This window comes from Photobacterium aquae (genome assembly GCF_001029445.1).
Classification (GTDB): Bacteria; Pseudomonadota; Gammaproteobacteria; order Enterobacterales; family Vibrionaceae; genus Photobacterium; species Photobacterium aquae.
In genome coordinates this window covers 56,945-74,098 of sequence record NZ_LDOT01000034.1, presented here as the reverse complement: position 1 = coordinate 74,098, position 17,154 = coordinate 56,945, and the positions used below count along the sequence as shown (strand labels likewise).

The window sequence follows — 17,154 nt, the reverse complement described above, 5'->3', positions numbered from 1 at the left end:
AGCTTGTAATGATAGTGCTCATCATGATGCGATATTTAAGAAGTGTGAATATGAATTTAATCATTTTCCACTTTTCATTTTGGCGTCATTGATTGTGTATCGATTACACTGTTGGGATAAATTGGCTTTAGTTTTACGTGTTATATAAGGAAAATCATGAGTAATAACATTATGTATCCATTTATCTGTTCAGAAGAGAATGAGGTATACAGCCTATTGCTTTCTAGTGATATGAAGTGGGAAATTTTCGATAAAAAAGGTTTTTTAGGAAATGGACACGATTGGAATAGACTGATTAGGGCGCTTCTCGAAGAGCAGTCACCGGATACACTAGGCAGCATTCAGTTCGATTCGGAAGCTGACATGTTCTGTGTTCGCAGTGAAAGCAAAGAGGCTTTGCAATTCATCGCTGAACGAGTATCACAGTTTTATGATAATGATAGATTAATGGAAGACGCCGTATCTAGGTATGCTCAGTACCGTTAGTTCTTGATGATATCGGCAATGTCAGGGATTTTGTATCTGAGCCTCACCTAGATGAGGGATAAGTTGTCGGTATTTGAATTCACGATTGGAAGTATAGACAGCCTGGTGTTCTATGAAAATAAGGAGATTTTAATGTCTATTTCAAATGGTCAGTTACAAGGTTATGGTTTTCTTACGGGTATGTACAGTGATGGCTACTTTCCTGATTTTCTCGTAGATAAACTCAAAATTATACTGATTGAGCTTTGTGAGAGTATTGAAGCTAACAACCCAAACAGTGAAGAGAGCCTGTTATTACTTACTCATGCTGCAACAGAACGAATTAATGAACTCGGTGAGGAATTTGAGGATAACGGCAGTGAACTGGAGACGGAAGCAAGAGAAGTGATCGCCGGAGATTTTGATTTTATTGTTCGTTCTTATGGATTTGCTGATGTCGATATTGAGGATGTTATTGCGCCAAGAGAATGGTAATGCAAAAAAAATCATATTTTATGTGTTTTGAGATTAAGTGATGAAATTCGATTTAAGTGAATATTTATACTTAATAATAAGGTGAATTAAAGTGCTGGAGTTTGAAATATCAAACGGTAAAGTTATTGTCGATGATCGTTTTGATGAGTGTGTTACCGAACCGATCGAAGTCGCATTTCTTGATAATACTGTATGTGAGTTAATGCTTGAAGAGTACCAGTTCGATTTTAACAAAGAAGATTTCCATTCTGCTATCGATAATTTCATTAACCTTGATAAAAGGGTTCTTCATAATGTAAGTGAATTTGTCTATAACTATTACCAAGATATCTTGAAATACTTGACGCCAGACGATGATTGGTATGTGGAAATTAATACGCCGAATGATGTTTGGAAGTTTGTACAGTTTGGTTGTGAGCCTACGGTCTCTCGGCGGGAGTCCGATAACTTGATATACATTTCATTAGGATGTCATTGTCAATGGGAACAAGAGCATGGACTGCAACTCGTATTCAAAAACGGCTCTTTTATTAATAAATTGGGCTCTTATGATGGACACCTTACAAACTCGGATGCTTATGGAAATCAGGAATTAGAAGACGTTATTTATAAACATAGAGGATGATTGATATCTATATCACAACGGTGGATATTGCTTAAACATTTCATTAATTTGTGTGTTGATAAAGTCAATGCGTGCAGAAGGCGAAAGGGTTTCAGACAGTTTTCGCTTCGACACGGCACGCCACACCACTTGATTGTTGCTGTTATCAATCATTTCGACGACGAGTTTACCGTAGCGATACTCACGATAATCTGTCGGTGGGCTATAGCCAAAAGCGAAATTACGATAGCCGTAACCAAAACCAATGCTGGTTCCATATGAGCGATAGTCTGATTGCTCGATAATAGAATGCGTAACAGTGACATCGGCATTGTTGGCGGCTGGTTCCATGCCTTTTTGATAGAGCGCCACAGCAATGGCATCTTCCATCCGTTTTCCATCAAGGGTCGTTGTTGCATGGTTGACGCCGGCAGAAAACTGGTACGTTTTGAATTGGCTGTAGTTAACGGCAGTGTTGTAGTCTGTGGAAACATCGGAGCTACATGCCCCTAGAAGTAGCATCATAGTAGTTGTTAGAAAAAGAGAACGAATCATGATGCTTACCTCCTATAAACCATTATTTTTGTTGGTCTGAGATGATGTTTCCATCGTTGAATTCAACAGAGAGAGGTGCAGATTGTTTCACTCGTTCGGATAGTGAATCAGGGAGAGGGAATTGACAGTAAATTTGATGATCCATATGCAGTCCGTTATCGATAAAGGCTTCAAGGATGTCTGTGTTTTCTGCAATCAGTAGCCTTGGTTGCGAATCAACGTAATACATAATTATCTCCGGTTAGTACCTCTTATTATCCTAGGCCATAGAAAACGATATACCCAAGATTCCTCTGTACGCTCGTTTTAGCAGACAGGGTATATGCTTATAACATGAGTTCATGCCGTATAACCTTTCACTGGTGATCTGTATGAAATGGCACCCTTGGGCAACGATTGTTATCGCTTTATTGTTAAGCGCTTGTATTAGTGATTTGTATAGGAAGCCTTCGCCTGTTTTAGGGGAAGATATTGCCAATTTGTCTGAAGCGTATGTTAAGGCAACCCGAGGGGGGATCCTAGATTTCACCGCAGTGATTCCCGGCAAGGTCTATCACCCCAAAGATGGATATATTCATTATGAGCGTTTGTGGTGTCTTGATGAGACGAAAGGCTCTCTTGATGAATATCAACAGATAGTTGATCAGTTATGCCATTTGAAAGGGGGAGCGATGGTTGGTACTTGGTGCGCCGCTACGTCTAATGCACTCCCGCTTTTTAGTGCGTCCATCGAACAGAATGGGACAGTGTGTACAGGGGGCGATCCTACAACGATTGTTATTACCTATGAGCCTATCTCATCGGCTACCTCAACAGAATGGCGACTTGCCGCAGAAGCTTTAGGGTATCGTAAAGCCCCAAAATAGCCAAAGCCGTGTGAGTTGGCGTCATTATGTGCATTGTGAGCATTTGCGCACAGGTGTCCTGTTAATTTTGTGTTAACATGAAATTAACTGGACAGACCAGAGGGGAGTAGCAATGGAATGGCATCGGATTAACGTCGAAGATAATAACGGGATTGTAACGGTTTCATTGAATCGGCCGGATAAAATGAATGCCTTGGATATGAAAATGTTTCAGGAACTTGATGCGATAAGCAAACGGTTGAGGAAGCAAAAACATATACGAGCCGTGATTTTGCGTGGTGAAGGTGGTAATTTCAGCAGTGGACTTGATATAAAAAGTGTAGCCACATCAAAATCTAAGGCGATATCGTTATTGGCGAAGTGGTTACCGGGCAATGCGAATTTGGCCCAACGAGTGTCTCGAAATTGGCGTAAGTTACCCTTTCCTGTGATAGGGGTCATCGAAGGACGCTGTTACGGTGGGGGGATGCAAATTGTTCTTGGTGCCGATTTTCGCATTGCAGAGCCAGATGCCGAGCTGTCAATTATGGAAGTTCGTTGGGGGTTAGTTCCTGATATGGCTGGCTTGATGTCGCTGCGTGAAGTGGTTGCTAAGGATATAGCCATGAGACTGACGATGACCGGCGAGATTGTCACAGCATCACAAGCGTTGTCATGCGGTCTGGTTACTGAGCTTTCACATCAGCCGATGGAGCGAGCAAAGGAGCTTGTTGGTCAGTTGGCACAAGCATCCCCCGATGCATTGGCTGCAATAAAGTTAACAACAAATCGTTGTTGGCACGGTTCCGAGCGTTTTTTGCTGGCGCATGAAACATTCAGCCAGTTGCGGTTGTTGCTTGGCCGAAATTTTACCATTGCAGGACGGCGGCAGCGTAAACAGGAAGATCTGCCTTACCGTTCGCGGCAGTCTTTTTGGTAACCGTTGCTACGGTCATCTTAGATGCCGCTGAAGTGTAACAATCTGAGAGGACAGATGAAGCAAACAGATAAAGATGCCTTGATGTTTATTTTTGCTGTGGTGGCGGTATGTGTTGTTGTACATATCGTCAATGTTGTATCAGCCGGTTATCTCGCTGACTTTGGCTTGCTGCCACGGCATTATACGCATTTTACAGGTATGGCTGCCTACCCATTTATCCATGGCTCGTGGGGGCACCTGTTGAGCAATATGTTTTCGTTTACAGTATTGGCACTGCTGCTGTCTCGTTTCGGTCTGGCAAGGTTGATATCAGTGTTTATGATTTGCTGGTTTGGCAGCGGGATCGGCGTCTGGATATTTGGTCGCATGAACTACCATATCGGACTGAGTGGCATTATCTACGGGCTGTGGGCTTATCTGCTGGTATATGGCTTGTTTTACCGCAGTTTGAAGTCGATCGTAATTGCATTTTTGGTAATTGTTATTTACGGGTCGATGATCTGGGGATTTGTCCCGGTACATGAATGGATCAGTTACGAAAGCCACTTTTTTGGTGCGTTGGCTGGGGCATTGGCGGGATATGGTTATGCCCGTAGGGATAGCAATATTGATCGAAGCAAATCTCAAATAATGTAATCTTAGTGTGCCTGTTAGCGTCTTTACTGATAGTTGTGAAATGCTCATAGTGGTTTGTATTATCAATTTGGGTATTTGAAATTCAATAAGTTGTGAGGAAAACATGTTAGTTGTCTTTAAATGTAAAGCCTCAGGCCAGATTATGATGTTCGGTGATGTTGCAAAGCAAATGCTGAAAATCATGGGCAAATGCGACCAGATTCCCGGCGCACTGGAGAAGGATGAAATCGACGCAGCGCTTGAAAACTTGCAGGCGGAAACCGTAGCAATGAAGAAGATCGAGCAAGAAGCGGATAATACAGACTTGCGCGATGATGAAGATGAGCCTTACAGCGAGCCCGTTGTTAGTCTACATACTCGAGCCTTACCCTTGATTGATATGTTGAAAGCGGCGAAGGCTGCTGAGACGTACGTGATGTGGGAAGAAGCGAAGTAAGCAAAAATTTAGGCTATTGATGCTTAGATAATACGAAGAGGCAGGTAATGCTGCCTCTTGCTATAACGGTTGGTGGGCTATAAGCCTTGATAGTCGTTTAGCCGCTCATTGTACGACGTGGAGTGGTGCAAATGGGTCATCGTTGGGATCGTTGATCCAAATGTGTTCGAGTTGAATAGCGGTTTTACGTGCAATATCTTCTCCCTTCAATGCGGCAAGTAACGCCAGCATCATATCTAATCCCGCAATTCCCCCCGATGATGTGAATATATTTTGATCTCGCACCCATCGAGCAACAGGATACCAGTCGACCCCGATTCCGAATTGGCTTGCCAGTCGATAGTGCTTTTTGCTGGTGGTGGCGGATTTTCCCAGCAGTAATCCGGCCTCAGCCAGTAGTACAGCCGCGAGTGAAAATGCACAAATATAACGGGTGTCGGCATGCTGCTTTAGCCAATTACTAACAGAGGGTTTGAGGGCAAAAGTAGCGGCTCCTTCACCACCAGGGATAATGACAATATCAATGGCAGGAAGATGCTGCCAGTGGGTTATGTGGCTAAGGGTAACACCTTGTTGGCTGGTGATTTGCTGTTCTGCCGGGAGATGCGTCTCGTCAGTATTATCGTGATTGGTTGTGAGAATAAGGTTGAAGGCATCAGGATATAAGCCTAAAACATTGGTGACGCTGGCAAGGTCAAGTAGATCGAAACCGGGGTAGAGCAAAACAGCGACGGTATGGCTGCGCTCAGAGTCTGTTTGCTGGGGCATCGGTATGGCTCGGGGTTGTGTGTATCTTACTTAGCATAGTGGATTTGCCAGCATGCAATCTGCCAATTCTAAACGAGAATGTGAAATTGAACAGATTGCATAAATACGTCAGTGTCTCATTTTGTAGTGGGGTTAAAGCCAATACAAGAATGTCACAAATTATCGAACCTTAATGCCACGCTACAATGTTATCCAATGCGTAGTTATCCAATACGTATCCAATGTGCATTGGAGAAAGGTAAGCCGTATTACGAAACTTCTTTCATCGCAGAAATGACAGATGGATCATTGATCAGATTAAACAGCATACTTTTCGCCGTTGCGCGCTGCGAGTCAGATAATACTTTCTTAGGGTTCTCACGGGACTGGGTAAGTATATTGGTGACGAATTTGCTGTTAGTGCCAGATAGCTCATAAACAAATCGGAGAGTATTGAGTAGTTCGTCTTGCGGCAGACTGTAAACGGCCATCTCGCAGCTCAGGCTATCCATAGCAAGCAAGTTGTTGACGACGATAATACGCTCAGCTTTGAACTTCTCTTTGGCTTCGTACGCATCAATAAGCGCTTGCACTCTATCGGCAATTGCTAGTGGCACTTCCATTGTTTTTGTTTCATTGCTCATTACTGATTCTCCTGCTCTAACTAGGACTCAATTTATCAATATACCTCAATGACCTCAAGCTACTCGTTTCAGAGAAAATACATTGATCTCCCATTAAAGGTATAAAATTATAGTTTTGGTTATAAAAAAGGGATCGTAATGATCCCTTCTTATTTCATAAGCACATATTATGCTTTGTTAGTTAATCGCCTCGGCAATGATGATGTTGCGCTTAATAGCGATCGCATCGGCTGGCGTAGCGCTGGCAAGCTTGGCCTTTTGCGCTTTGACGTAGGTGAGTGCATCAGCCTTTGATTTAAACATCAGATCTTTGACATTGATAGAGGCAACGTTGGTGTAACGGCCATCCTCGCTAGCTGGTACATCGATTTTACCGTCGTTGATTAGCTTGGTGACAATGGCTCGTTCTTTGTCGTAGCCATCTAGCCCTTCAAGGTGCCAACGGTGCATCGGCTTACCTTCATACTTGCCGTTTTTCACTTCGGTCAGGTAGCGGATGGTTAGGTTGCGAATTGTACCCGCATCTTCACCGTACTCGGCTTCTGTGTCAAACAACACAGGGAACTCACGACCTTCCAGTACACCACCAGCTTTGGTTAGGTGTCCCATACGGTAGCTATTCATGCCAAGTCGGATAGGGGTGTTGTCTGTAATGGCCTTGCCGTCGGCAAATTTCAGATCAGCGATACGTTTGCCAGCAGGCTGAGTTAAATCGATAGTGTAAGTCACACCAGCGAAGAAATCGTTGGTTGAATATTTTGATGAACGGCGTTCTGGATTGAAGCTGTAAGTAACATCGCCAGGTTTTACGCTGTTGAAGTAGCCCGCAGACCATTCCATGTATTTCTTCAGCTCTTTGCCTGTCATCTCATAAACGGTGATTTCACCGCCTGCGTATTGATAGTTGTAGGCAATGTCTTTGGCTTTGATTGGGCCAACATCAAGCTCGGCATTGTCGTTGTCAATTTGTAGGGCGATGATATTGGCTTGCGGTGCGTAGTGGAAGCTCGCTTCCTGATATAGGGCACTGATACCTGTGTCTTGTACATGTACTTGTGGGATACCGCGAATGGCATTTTCTGGTACCAGATCAACACCGGTCAGTTCTGCAACAGAACGGTTTGCATTTTCACGTAGGCGTTTGTGATAAGGAGCGTACAGCGACTCCATCACGGAATCTGATTCAACACCATTGATTTTGTAGGTGAAGCTGTCTTTATTGACCAACGTATATTTGCCGTCATTTTCTTCAAATTGCAGATCAATACGTGAGAGTGCACGGCCGTATTTGTCTGGTTCTGTAATGATCACACCATTGACAACGGCCTTGTCGATGCGGGTGTGCATGTGGCCAGCGACGATAGCGTCAAGTTCCGGGTTGGCATTAGCAATGTCAGTGACACCGGTATGGTCGATGTTGTTTTCGTTGTCCAAGCCCATGTGGGCAACAAGTACGATCGCATCGACCTTGTCATCGATTTGTTTGATGACTTTCTTGACCTCTAATGTTGGGTTGGTGAAAGTTACGCCACCTAAGCGGTTTGTTCCTTCGGCAAAAACCTGAGTCATTGGAGTGTCCATACCGATCACGCCAATTTTGATGCCTTGCTTTTCAATGATGGTATAGGCAGGTAGGAACGGGTTGCCGTCAGGGCGCTTAATATTGCCACCTAGTGAATGGCCTTTGAACTGGGTTAATGAGCGATCCAGAACTTTCAGGCCGAAGTCAAACTCGTGATTACCTAACACCCAGACATCGTATTTCATTTCGTTGAAACCCAACATCATTGGGTCTACGGGCTCGTCTTTGAACGTTTCGACGAAGTTGCCTTGAATAGTATCACCGGCATCGACAAGGATAACGTTGCCATTTTTGTCACGAATATTTTTTACCTTAGTCGCGATCTGACTCAGGCTGCCACGCATATTGAGTTTGTCTGCTGCGTAATCCCAAGGCATAAAGTGGCCATGCAGATCAGAGGTACCTAGGATGGTTACGTCAACTAAATCACCGTCGGCAGCAAAGAGTGGGTTGCTAAGGGTAAGCAGAATGGTCGAGGCAAGTAAGGTTCTTTTCATTTTTAGTATTTAATTTGTTAAATAATGGAGGGGGAATGATAGGACCTTACGCAATAAAAATGTGCGATGTTGATCTTGTTTTTATGTAAGGTGTTGAGTTTGTATATTTAAATTTGAGAATTGGGGCGTTTTAAAACACAAGGCAATAAAATCTTGGGTTGAATCGGTAACAAAAGCGATGGCGATGCATCGATGTACAGATGACGCCAAGTGCAGTGTTGTCGCTTGGCGTCATAGAGGGAGTATTACGCGTTCAGTGCCTGCTCGAGATCAGCAATGATGTCATCGATATGCTCTATGCCAACAGACAGACGGATCATCTCAGGGCTGACACCGGCTTGCTTTTGCTCTTCGGCATTGAGCTGTCGATGTGTGGTAGAGGCCGGATGGCAAGCCAAAGATTTGGCATCACCGATATTCACCAAGCGTTTGAAAATTTTCAAACTGTCGTAGAAGCGAACCCCTGCATCATAACCATCTTTAAGACCGAACGAGAGGATAGCCGATGGCTTGCCTGCCATGTATTTTTCAGCCAGTGGATAGAAGGGAGAGTCAGGCAATCCGGCATAACTTACCCAACTGACTTTATCGTGTTGCTGGAGGTATTGGGCAACTTTCAGGGCATTTTCTGTGTGGCGTTCCATTCGTAGCGCAAGGGTCTCTAGCCCTTGTAGCAGCATGAATGAATTCATCGGAGACAGTGCTGACCCGGTGTTGCGCAGCGGTACTGTTCGAGCTCGGCCAATGAACGCCGCATCGCCGAAGGCTTCGGTATAAACCACACCGTGATAGGAAGGCTCTGGTTCGTTCATCACAGGGAAACGTTGTTTGAATTTGGCCCAAGGGAATTTGCCTGAATCGATAATGGCACCACCTAGTGTAGTTCCGTGGCCGCCAACGTATTTGGTCAGGGAGTGAACCACGATATCAGCGCCGAACTCAATCGGTTTGCATAAAATGGGAGTTGCTACGGTATTGTCGACGATTACAGGAACACCTTGCTGGTGGGCAAGTTCGGCAATTCGTTCTATATCGACAATATTGCCCGCCGGGTTGCCGATACTTTCACAGTAAACGGCTTTGGTGTTTTCATCGATAAGGGCAGCAAGGCTTTCTGGTTTGTCGTCCTTGGCAAAACGGACTTCAATGCCTTGCCTTGGCAGCATGTGGGCAAACAAGGTGTAGGTACCACCATACAACTGTGGGGTAGAGATAATATTATCACCGGCCTGAGCCAGCGTTAGGATGGCGTAGTTAATTGCTGCGCTACCCGCACTGACCACCAGCCCGGCTATCCCGCCTTCCAATGCCGCCATACGTTGCTCGAGAACGTCATTGGTGGGGTTCATGATTCGGGTATAGATGTTGCCGGGAACCTCGAGATTGAAGAGATCAGCACCGTGTTGTGCATTGTCAAACTCATAAGCTACGGTTTGGTAGATGGGGGTGGCGACCGATTTTGTCGTTGGATCGGTTTCATAGCCATAGTGGATGGAAAGGGTTTCGTCTTTCATCTGTCTTCCTTGATATGGTCGGAGTGGCTCCAAAGAGACCCTGTAATGCGTAGTTGTAGGCGTTGCCACAAGAGCATTTGGGTATTTCAAAACCAGTATGGCAGAGAACAGATGACAAGACGGAGTGTTTTTTCGGGGATTACATTTTCTTAGAAACAAAAACGCGGCACAGGGCCGCGTTTTTGTTGAAGATATAAAAAGATGCTACTTGCTTGTGTAAGGTTTGTAGAGACACAGCGACATGATGATGCCGAAGCAGACACCTTGGGTGATCATCGCCGTACCGCCGTAACTGAAGAAAGGTAACGGGCTGCCCATTACGGGAAGTACGCCGCTTACCATGCCGGTATTGATAAAGGCATAGAGGAAGAAGCTCAGCGCCAGTGCTCCGCTTACCAAGCGGTTGAATGGGTGCTCGCATTGGCAGGCAAGCCAGATAACCCGCAAGGTGATGAATAGGTACAAGCCCATGAGCAGTACACTGCCCATGTAGCCCCATTCTTCGGCGAAGGTCGAAAAAATAAAGTCGGTGTGGCTTTCAGGGATGAAGCCAAGGTGTCCTTGTGTTGCATGCATCCAGCCTTTGCCTCTGACCCCGCCTGAACCAATGGCAATGAGAGATTGGATGATCTGGTAGCCAGCGCCGAGTGGGTCTGATTCGGGATTGAGAAACTGAGTCACCCGTTTTTTCTGGTAGGCTTCCATGACGAAAAACCACAGCAAAGGAACAGCGGTGGCGATAGCGCCTAAAAAGCTACCAATGATTTTCCAACTCATACCAGCGAAATAGAGCACGAACAGTGCATAGATCACGGCAAATATCGCGCCATCCAAATCAGGCTGAATGAAAATCAACCCGGCCGGAACACCTGTTACCAGCAAGCACAGCCCAATTTTTTTCAGATCGGGTCGCCCTGCGTCAACCACAATAAGCCAAGCCACCATCATAGGTACGGCTACCTTGACCAGTTCCGATGGCTGGAAGCGAATAGGGCCAAGGGCAAGCCAGCGCTGCGAGCCATTGGTACTGTCGCCCATTACGATAACACCTAGCAGCAGTACGACAGCCAATCCATATAGAAAGGGCGTGATATGCTGATATTTAATCGGTGGTATGGCTGACATTACCATAATACACGTCAAGGAAATCAGGGCGCGTACAAGGTGGCGTTCCATCATAGGTTCGCTGAAGCCACTGGCACTCCAAACCGTCAAGCTGCCAAGGAGCATGACTAAAATAATGGCAAGAAGAAGTGGGTAGTCAATTCTGGGTCTGTAATTCAACATGTAATCAATAACTAAATTGGCGATCGTGGTATTTACGGAATGAGGTCGGAGACCTTCCGTCGTCGTTAGCAATAGGGTGATTTTGGTTATTGTTGAACCACAAACTTGTATTGGAGATTCGCACCGTTATTACCCGTCAGGCACCGTCTGCGCCGTTTGTGGCGATGATTGATGCTTAAAGGAATAGTCACCGCAAATAGCATGACGTTTAGCCACAGAGATGGACTCTCGCCGGTGAATGCCAAGATGTCCTGCTGGTTGTTCAGTGCGATCGGTTTTGTTGTATTCGGTGTCGATACAGATTGCACGCAAGGCAGGTTGGCAGAGATCCCTGGTTGGGAAAATAGCGAAATCAGCGGCTCTAGGTGTTCTTCATCCTGCCGTCGCGATTCGTAGATTTCCGTATGATAAGGAAGAGTCGGCGTACCGGTATTCACACTCGGCCAAAGCAGATGGCTGAGGTAAGAGGCACTCGTGATCAGAGTTAGACTGAACAGCAAGGCAACAAAATGCTTGGTAAAGGTGGGTCTGTTCATGTCGGTATCTGCTGGGCGTCTGCTTGCTCACGGAAACGTTAATTGTGGTGGTGCTATTATCGCCAGGATAAAGATCAGGATCAGTCGGGCGGCAAATTAAACTAAACGCTTGGTAAAAAAATGCAATAGTTTGCAACAATTATTCGGCACGAATCATATTAAGTGGATAAATTTCGTGCGAACTAGAGATATGATCAGATTGCTATACTGAAAAGACGTTGCTGGTTGCTGTCAGGCTGGCTGGCAGATGAATGTTACTGGGGGAAAGCCTATGAAGTATCAAATGTACTGGTTGCTGTGCCTATTTGCTGTATTGGGATTGGGGCTCACGGGGTGTACATCGCCAAATCCTTATGGAGACTCTTACGGAGTGGCTGATACCCGGTCAATTCAGCAGGTACGTTATGGCACTGTTGTAAAAACGGAACCTGTGACCATTGAAGGTGAGGGGCAGGCAATTGGGGCAATTGCCGGTGCCGCGGTTGGGGGGATCCTTGGGTCGAAGATTGGCGGCGGCTCAGGGTCTGACATTGCTGCCATTGGTGGTGGTTTGCTTGGGGGCTATGCGGGCAGCGAAGCTGCGCAGGGAATAACCAAACGCAATGGGGTGAATTTAACGATTAAGATGGATGATACCGGTGAGACGATCGCTGTGGTACAAGAAGCCAATCCTAATATGATTTTCCGAGTTGGCCAGCGGGTAAGGGTTAACGTGGAAGGGCGTACTGCACGCGTTGTGCCCGAGTAATGGATTTATCCTTTATGGTATGTAATAAGCATTCGACATTTTGGTGATGCAATTGGGGTGATGCAGAGAGAGTAAAGGCCGCATTTTGCGGTCTTATTTTTGCAATTCATGCTCATGCGAGGCATCTTTGAACGACAATAGGTGCAGAGCCTATAACGATATTCATTAAAAGTAGAAGGGATATGGACTATTTATCATCGGTGATTGTTGAACCTGAAGTACCTGTGAACGCTTCTGTTATTTGGTTGCATGGTTTGGGATCTAACGGACATGACTTCGAGGCGATATTGCCAGAGTTGGGTTTTCCGGCATCTGCGCCAGTACGTTTTATTTTCCCACATTCGCCGTCGATACCAGTGACGATCAATGGTGGGATGGTGATGCCTGCGTGGTATGACATATTGGCAATGGGGGCGGGGCGCCAGTTGAATGTTGATCAACTAAAAGCCTCGGCCGTGCAGGTTGCCAAATTGATCGATCATGAAATTGCCAGTGGTATTGCCAGTGAGCGTATTATTCTTGCTGGTTTTTCACAAGGTGGAGCTGTCGCCTATCATACGGCACTGACTTATCCTCAACCGTTAGCTGGGTTACTGGCGTTATCAACGTATTTCCCCACAGCACAATCGCTGACAGTAGAAAGCGCCAATCAGAATTTGCCAATTAGCATTATGCATGGTCAGTATGACCCGGTTGTTCTGCCTGACATGGGGCGAGATGCTTACCATGCCCTTGTCGAGAAAGGTTTCAGTCCGCAGTGGCATGATTACCCAATGGAGCACCAAGTGTGCTTCGAGCAAATTAAAGATATAGCCGCGTGGTTGCGAGCAAGGTTAGCACTATAAGTGACATTCCCCTTGCTGAGAGGCTTACCATGCTCAGCAAGGGATGTCCTAGCAGAGATTATTTCCCAGCCACTTTTTCTGCCAATAGCGATTGCATGGCATAGACGTTTGTTTTGCCGGAAAACTCTAGCTCCATCGGGTCGGATTGGCCGGAAACCCAGATCTTTAACTCGGCGTCGAGGTCGAAATGGCCTGTTGTCTCAACGGTAAACATGGTGACGGATTTATACGGGATAGATCGGTACTCGATTTTCTTGCCTGTCATACCTTGTTTGTCGATCAGAATCAGGCGCCGGTTGGTGAGTACGATCATGTCTCTGATGAGTTTATAGGCTAACTCAATTTGCTCGCCATTCCCCAGAATCGTTGAAAGCTCTTCATGGGCCTCGTCCCGGTCCATTTCTCCAGCATTGCCAAGTAGTGCGTCGAATAATCCCATACTTCCTCCAGTATTGAGTGTGATAGAACCAAATTAACTTAAGAATAGGGATTTGGCGAGTGGTGATTAAGATCAAATACCGGTCAATTTAAAGTGAAGGGCGGGAGTTATATCTTCAATGGTTGATTTCAATAGTGCGAATACTGATATCGTCTTCCTTTCGAAGATAAAGTACACAGTGTTCAAATTATTAATATCAGCACTTATTAGATGTTGGAACATTTGAACTCGACATGGTCTTTTTAAATAAAAAACATGAGGCGTGTTATTACTTGAGATAATCACCATAATTTATGGTGATTGCCTAGGTGCAAAAGCTGAAAGCACCTAGGCGATATTGTGTGGATCAGCTTAGGCTTTGAGTTTCTGTAGGTAACTCGGCACAGACGCCTTGGTGGTTTTGCTGATTTTTTGCATTACAGAGAAGGGGACTGACGAGAGTTGATACTGATCTTCGATAGTATCGAGCATATGGCACCACAGAGAAGCGGTCATTTTTGCATCGGCAAGAGCTCGGTGAAAGGTACCGTCGTTCTCAAGCGCCAGTTGATGAACCAATGTGCCTAACTTGTGATTGGTTGCGTGCGGGTACAGACGCCGAGCAACCAGCATTGAGCAACAAAACGAACCTGAGTAGCGACGGTTGATTCTGTCGAGTTCAGCATCAAGGAAACGTTGATCGAAAGAGGCATTATGGGCGATGAGGTTGTAGCCTTGGATAAAATCGGCAAATTCCGTCATCACGGTTTCGCAGTTTGGAGCTGTAGCGAGCATGTTGTTGGTAATGCCGGTATAGCTTTCGATAAAGCTACTGACTCTAAATCCTGGATTCATTAATCCTTGAAAGTGGTCGACGACTTGCCCCTGTTCAATTTTGACAGCACCAATTTCAATGGCGCGATCACCCATATTTGGCGAAAGCCCCGTAGTCTCGAAGTCAAGGATAATGGCGGTATGGGCGGCGTAGGATAGCGTCAAGTAAAAGACCTTAATATCACGTTAACTGAAGGCGCCATTATATACCGCCGTATAATGGTGTGTAACCTTCTTCAGTTAGTCGCCATCTCCATCGTCATGGTGACCGGGGCTACCTTGAGCATATTTTTTTCCGGCATCTGGTTCAGAGTCGGCAACGGGGGATTCATTTTGTTTTTCTACGAGATCGTCTGGATGATCATTGCCTAGATGAAAGATATTCTTCAGCCATTCAAACATAAGCTAACCTTAGTGGCATAACCACAATAATAGGTGGGTACAACAAGTATAGGTTAGGTGGTACACATGAAAACTGAAATGATCCCAGAAAAACGTCTGGCTTACATTCGTGTTGTTGGTCCTTATGGTGAAAATTATGAATCTGCACTTGAGCGTTTGTACCATTGGGCAAGTGACAATCGACTCCAAGGGGGGCAATGCCTGTTCATCTACTGGGATGATCCTGCGATAGTAGACGCTGATAAATGTCGGACAGACTTATGCTTGACGGTGCCGTTAGGCACAGAAGGTACCAAGGATATTGCCATACAGACCTTACCTGAAGGGCGCTATTGCACCAAGCGTGCAATTATCAAAGATAAATCAGAGTATGCACAATGGTGGCAACAATTGTCAGCGGATGCGCACAATGCGGGACTGATGGTAGATCAGCGACCGTGTTTCGAGCTTTACCATAGCTATGACACCGAGACTCATATTGCCGACGTGGGTTTTTATTTGGCCGTAAAAAATATCATTATTTAATCGTGTCTAATTGAATGGATATACATCGGTTAGACAGATAGATATTGCCGTTATATCCGAGGTTAAGTTAGACTAATAGCAGTTGGTCGTTTGTTTGCGTATTGTTAATTGTTTTAATAGTTCATTTACTCTTGTTTCTGTGTGTAATTTAATGAAATCTCTGCTAAATATTTTCTGCAATATAAAACAGAATAATGTTAAAGCTTACACCATCATACAAGTAACGATAATTGATAAAACCCAGAAATAAATATTTGTAATATAGTCAGCATCATCAAAATAAATACGTTATATATAATGAAAGTTTTGTTATGGTGGCTATGTGAAGAAAGTTATTATTTATTCTACATTATTGTTGGTGGGGTTGTTTCTCTCTCAATTATTTCCATTGGTATTTAATGGCTATAGTACGATTCAGCCATATATAATGGTCATAACAATGGCCGCATTGTCTTATATTATGATCAATGTTGGTCGAGAATTTGAGTTAGATAAAAATAATTTAAAACAATATCGATGGGATTATGTCGTTGCTATGACGACGGCAACATTCCCTTGGATTGCTGTTGTCTTGTATTTCATTTTTGTTCTGATGCCCTCCGATATCTGGTTCAGTGCCGATGCATGGAAGGAGACTCTGGTAATAGGGCGGTTTGCTGCACCAACATCTGCCGGGGTGCTTTTTGCCATGCTGGCCGCTGCAGGCTTGGGGGCGACCTGGATGTTCAAAAAAGCCCGTGTATTGGCGATATTCGATGATCTCGATACGGTTCTGTTGATGATTCCACTTACCGTATTAGTTGTTGGCTGGCGTCCGGCTTTGGGTGTTACTTTACTTTTGATGCTGCTATTGCTGGTGGTTGGCTACAAGTATCTCCATAAATGGAATATTCCAGCGAATGCCGGGGCCGTGATTGGTTACTCGGTTGTGATTACGGCCTTATGCGAATGGTTCTATCTCTCTACGGATGTGCATTTCGAGGTGCTCCTGCCTGCATTTGTTTTGGGCTGTATGATGCGATCTCAGCATGAGTCAGCTAAAGACCAAAAAATATCAACGGTCATCGCCTGCATGTTCATGGTATTGGTTGGTTTAAGTTTGCCGCAGATCTTCGGCAGTGTAACTGTGGGTGAAACAAGCAGTATCACAAGCGCCATGCCTGCAATGGGGATGGGGGAAATTGTATTCCACGTGTTGATGATTTCTATCGTTTCTAATATAGGCAAGATGTTCCCGCTGCTTTGTTACCGCAGCGAAGCAACCGTGAAAGAGCGATTGGCGTTGTCAATTGGCATGTGGCCAAGGGGCGAGGTAGGGGCTGGGGTACTGATGATCAGTATTGGTTACGGCTTCGGTGGCCCGATTGTCACGATCAGTATGTTGTCCCTTGCATTGAATCTTGTTTTAACAGGGTTCTTTATTGTGATGGTTCGTAATCTGATCTTTAGTGAAAATAAAGGAGAAGCGTATGCGAGATCGAGAGCTTAAGATTCTAGCGGCGGTAATTGTAATATTTTTGATTTCTTTGGTCGTAGGTCGTACTGCTGTTGCTTGAATAATGGTAGAGAAAGCTGGTAAGGATAAAGGATATTCTTGCC

22 protein-coding genes are annotated in these 17,154 nt (G+C 45.1%); 11 read left to right on the top strand and 11 right to left on the bottom strand.

The window, feature by feature from the left end; translation table 11 throughout:
• The first annotated feature begins 156 nt into the window (after positions 1-156).
• From ABT56_RS19765 to ABT56_RS19755, 3 genes are all read left to right on the top strand, one after another.
• Entirely contained in the window at positions 157-486 is a 330-nt protein-coding gene (locus ABT56_RS19765; RefSeq protein ID WP_047880638.1) for an Imm51 family immunity protein, read from the top strand.
• Between the two features lie 132 nt (positions 487-618).
• On the top strand, positions 619-960 hold the full coding sequence (locus ABT56_RS19760) for a DUF5713 family protein (RefSeq protein ID WP_047880637.1): 342 nt from the start codon (positions 619-621) through the stop codon (positions 958-960).
• Between the two features lie 91 nt (positions 961-1,051).
• On the top strand, positions 1,052-1,585 hold the full coding sequence (locus ABT56_RS19755) for a DUF6985 domain-containing protein (RefSeq protein ID WP_053062582.1): 534 nt from the start codon (positions 1,052-1,054) through the stop codon (positions 1,583-1,585).
• A 12-nt stretch (positions 1,586-1,597) separates the two neighbouring features.
• Here the strand turns inward: ABT56_RS19755 and ABT56_RS19750 are convergent, their stop codons facing one another.
• Positions 1,598-2,119 (bottom strand): DUF4136 domain-containing protein, encoded by a 522-nt coding sequence (locus tag ABT56_RS19750; protein ID WP_047880636.1) that lies wholly within the window; start codon positions 2,117-2,119, stop codon positions 1,598-1,600.
• Between the two features lie 22 nt (positions 2,120-2,141).
• On the bottom strand, positions 2,142-2,348 hold the full coding sequence (locus tag ABT56_RS19745) for a hypothetical protein (RefSeq protein WP_047880635.1): 207 nt from the start codon (positions 2,346-2,348) through the stop codon (positions 2,142-2,144).
• Between the two features lie 142 nt (positions 2,349-2,490).
• Here ABT56_RS19745 and ABT56_RS19740 point away from each other — a divergent pair, with 142 nt between their 5' ends.
• From ABT56_RS19740 to ABT56_RS19725, 4 genes are all read left to right on the top strand, one after another.
• A complete protein-coding gene (locus ABT56_RS19740) occupies positions 2,491-2,985 on the top strand; it encodes a hypothetical protein (RefSeq protein ID WP_047880634.1) in 495 nt (164 codons plus the stop codon).
• 112 nt (positions 2,986-3,097) lie between these two features.
• Positions 3,098-3,904, top strand: a complete 807-nt coding sequence (locus ABT56_RS19735) for a crotonase/enoyl-CoA hydratase family protein (RefSeq protein ID WP_047880633.1) — start codon at positions 3,098-3,100, stop codon at positions 3,902-3,904.
• Between the two features lie 54 nt (positions 3,905-3,958).
• Positions 3,959-4,540 (top strand): rhomboid family intramembrane serine protease, encoded by a 582-nt coding sequence (locus tag ABT56_RS19730; RefSeq protein WP_047880632.1) that lies wholly within the window; start codon positions 3,959-3,961, stop codon positions 4,538-4,540.
• A 103-nt stretch (positions 4,541-4,643) separates the two neighbouring features.
• Positions 4,644-4,976, top strand: a complete 333-nt coding sequence (locus tag ABT56_RS19725; RefSeq protein ID WP_047880631.1) for a DUF1840 domain-containing protein — start codon at positions 4,644-4,646, stop codon at positions 4,974-4,976.
• Between the two features lie 105 nt (positions 4,977-5,081).
• Here the strand turns inward: ABT56_RS19725 and ABT56_RS19720 are convergent, their stop codons facing one another.
• The 6 genes from ABT56_RS19720 to ABT56_RS19695 form a co-directional block, all read right to left on the bottom strand.
• The gene (locus ABT56_RS19720) at positions 5,082-5,744 is read right to left on the bottom strand and encodes a DJ-1/PfpI family protein (RefSeq protein ID WP_047880630.1); all 663 of its coding nucleotides are present in this window, start codon (positions 5,742-5,744) and stop codon (positions 5,082-5,084) included.
• A 248-nt stretch (positions 5,745-5,992) separates the two neighbouring features.
• Positions 5,993-6,367, bottom strand: a complete 375-nt coding sequence (locus ABT56_RS19715) for a hypothetical protein (protein WP_047880629.1) — start codon at positions 6,365-6,367, stop codon at positions 5,993-5,995.
• A 177-nt stretch (positions 6,368-6,544) separates the two neighbouring features.
• A complete protein-coding gene (locus ABT56_RS19710; protein ID WP_047880628.1) occupies positions 6,545-8,446 on the bottom strand; it encodes a bifunctional metallophosphatase/5'-nucleotidase in 1,902 nt (633 codons plus the stop codon).
• A 245-nt stretch (positions 8,447-8,691) separates the two neighbouring features.
• Complete coding sequence (locus ABT56_RS19705; protein ID WP_047880627.1) at positions 8,692-9,960, bottom strand: O-acetylhomoserine aminocarboxypropyltransferase/cysteine synthase family protein; 1,269 nt, start codon at positions 9,958-9,960, stop codon at positions 8,692-8,694.
• Between the two features lie 204 nt (positions 9,961-10,164).
• Positions 10,165-11,247 carry a rod shape-determining protein RodA gene (gene rodA, locus ABT56_RS19700; RefSeq protein ID WP_047880626.1) on the bottom strand — a complete coding sequence of 361 codons (1,083 nt, stop codon included), beginning with the start codon at positions 11,245-11,247 and terminating at the stop codon, positions 10,165-10,167.
• Positions 11,248-11,333: 86 nt separating this feature from the next.
• Positions 11,334-11,783: a hypothetical protein gene (locus ABT56_RS19695; RefSeq protein ID WP_047880625.1), complete on the bottom strand. Its 450-nt coding sequence runs from the start codon at positions 11,781-11,783 to the stop codon at positions 11,334-11,336.
• Positions 11,784-12,054: 271 nt separating this feature from the next.
• On the opposite strand from ABT56_RS19695, the gene ABT56_RS19690 reads away from it, so the two are divergent.
• Positions 12,055-12,531 carry an outer membrane lipoprotein gene (locus tag ABT56_RS19690; RefSeq protein WP_047880624.1) on the top strand — a complete coding sequence of 159 codons (477 nt, stop codon included), beginning with the start codon at positions 12,055-12,057 and terminating at the stop codon, positions 12,529-12,531.
• A 182-nt stretch (positions 12,532-12,713) separates the two neighbouring features.
• Positions 12,714-13,376 (top strand): alpha/beta hydrolase, encoded by a 663-nt coding sequence (locus ABT56_RS19685; protein ID WP_047880623.1) that lies wholly within the window; start codon positions 12,714-12,716, stop codon positions 13,374-13,376.
• 58 nt (positions 13,377-13,434) lie between these two features.
• Here ABT56_RS19685 and ABT56_RS19680 read toward each other — a convergent pair whose 3' ends face one another.
• From ABT56_RS19680 to ABT56_RS24095, 3 genes are all read right to left on the bottom strand, one after another.
• Positions 13,435-13,815: a PH domain-containing protein gene (locus ABT56_RS19680; protein WP_047880622.1), complete on the bottom strand. Its 381-nt coding sequence runs from the start codon at positions 13,813-13,815 to the stop codon at positions 13,435-13,437.
• Positions 13,816-14,166: 351 nt separating this feature from the next.
• Positions 14,167-14,793, bottom strand: a complete 627-nt coding sequence (locus ABT56_RS19675) for a 3'-5' exonuclease (protein ID WP_047880621.1) — start codon at positions 14,791-14,793, stop codon at positions 14,167-14,169.
• Between the two features lie 75 nt (positions 14,794-14,868).
• Positions 14,869-15,030 (bottom strand): hypothetical protein, encoded by a 162-nt coding sequence (locus ABT56_RS24095; protein ID WP_157037928.1) that lies wholly within the window; start codon positions 15,028-15,030, stop codon positions 14,869-14,871.
• Between the two features lie 66 nt (positions 15,031-15,096).
• On the opposite strand from ABT56_RS24095, the gene ABT56_RS19670 reads away from it, so the two are divergent.
• Positions 15,097-15,555 carry an AraC family transcriptional regulator gene (locus ABT56_RS19670; protein ID WP_047880620.1) on the top strand — a complete coding sequence of 153 codons (459 nt, stop codon included), beginning with the start codon at positions 15,097-15,099 and terminating at the stop codon, positions 15,553-15,555.
• Between the two features lie 322 nt (positions 15,556-15,877).
• Positions 15,878-17,044: a hypothetical protein gene (locus tag ABT56_RS19665; RefSeq protein WP_047880619.1), complete on the top strand. Its 1,167-nt coding sequence runs from the start codon at positions 15,878-15,880 to the stop codon at positions 17,042-17,044.
• The last annotated feature ends 110 nt before the right edge of the window (positions 17,045-17,154 follow it).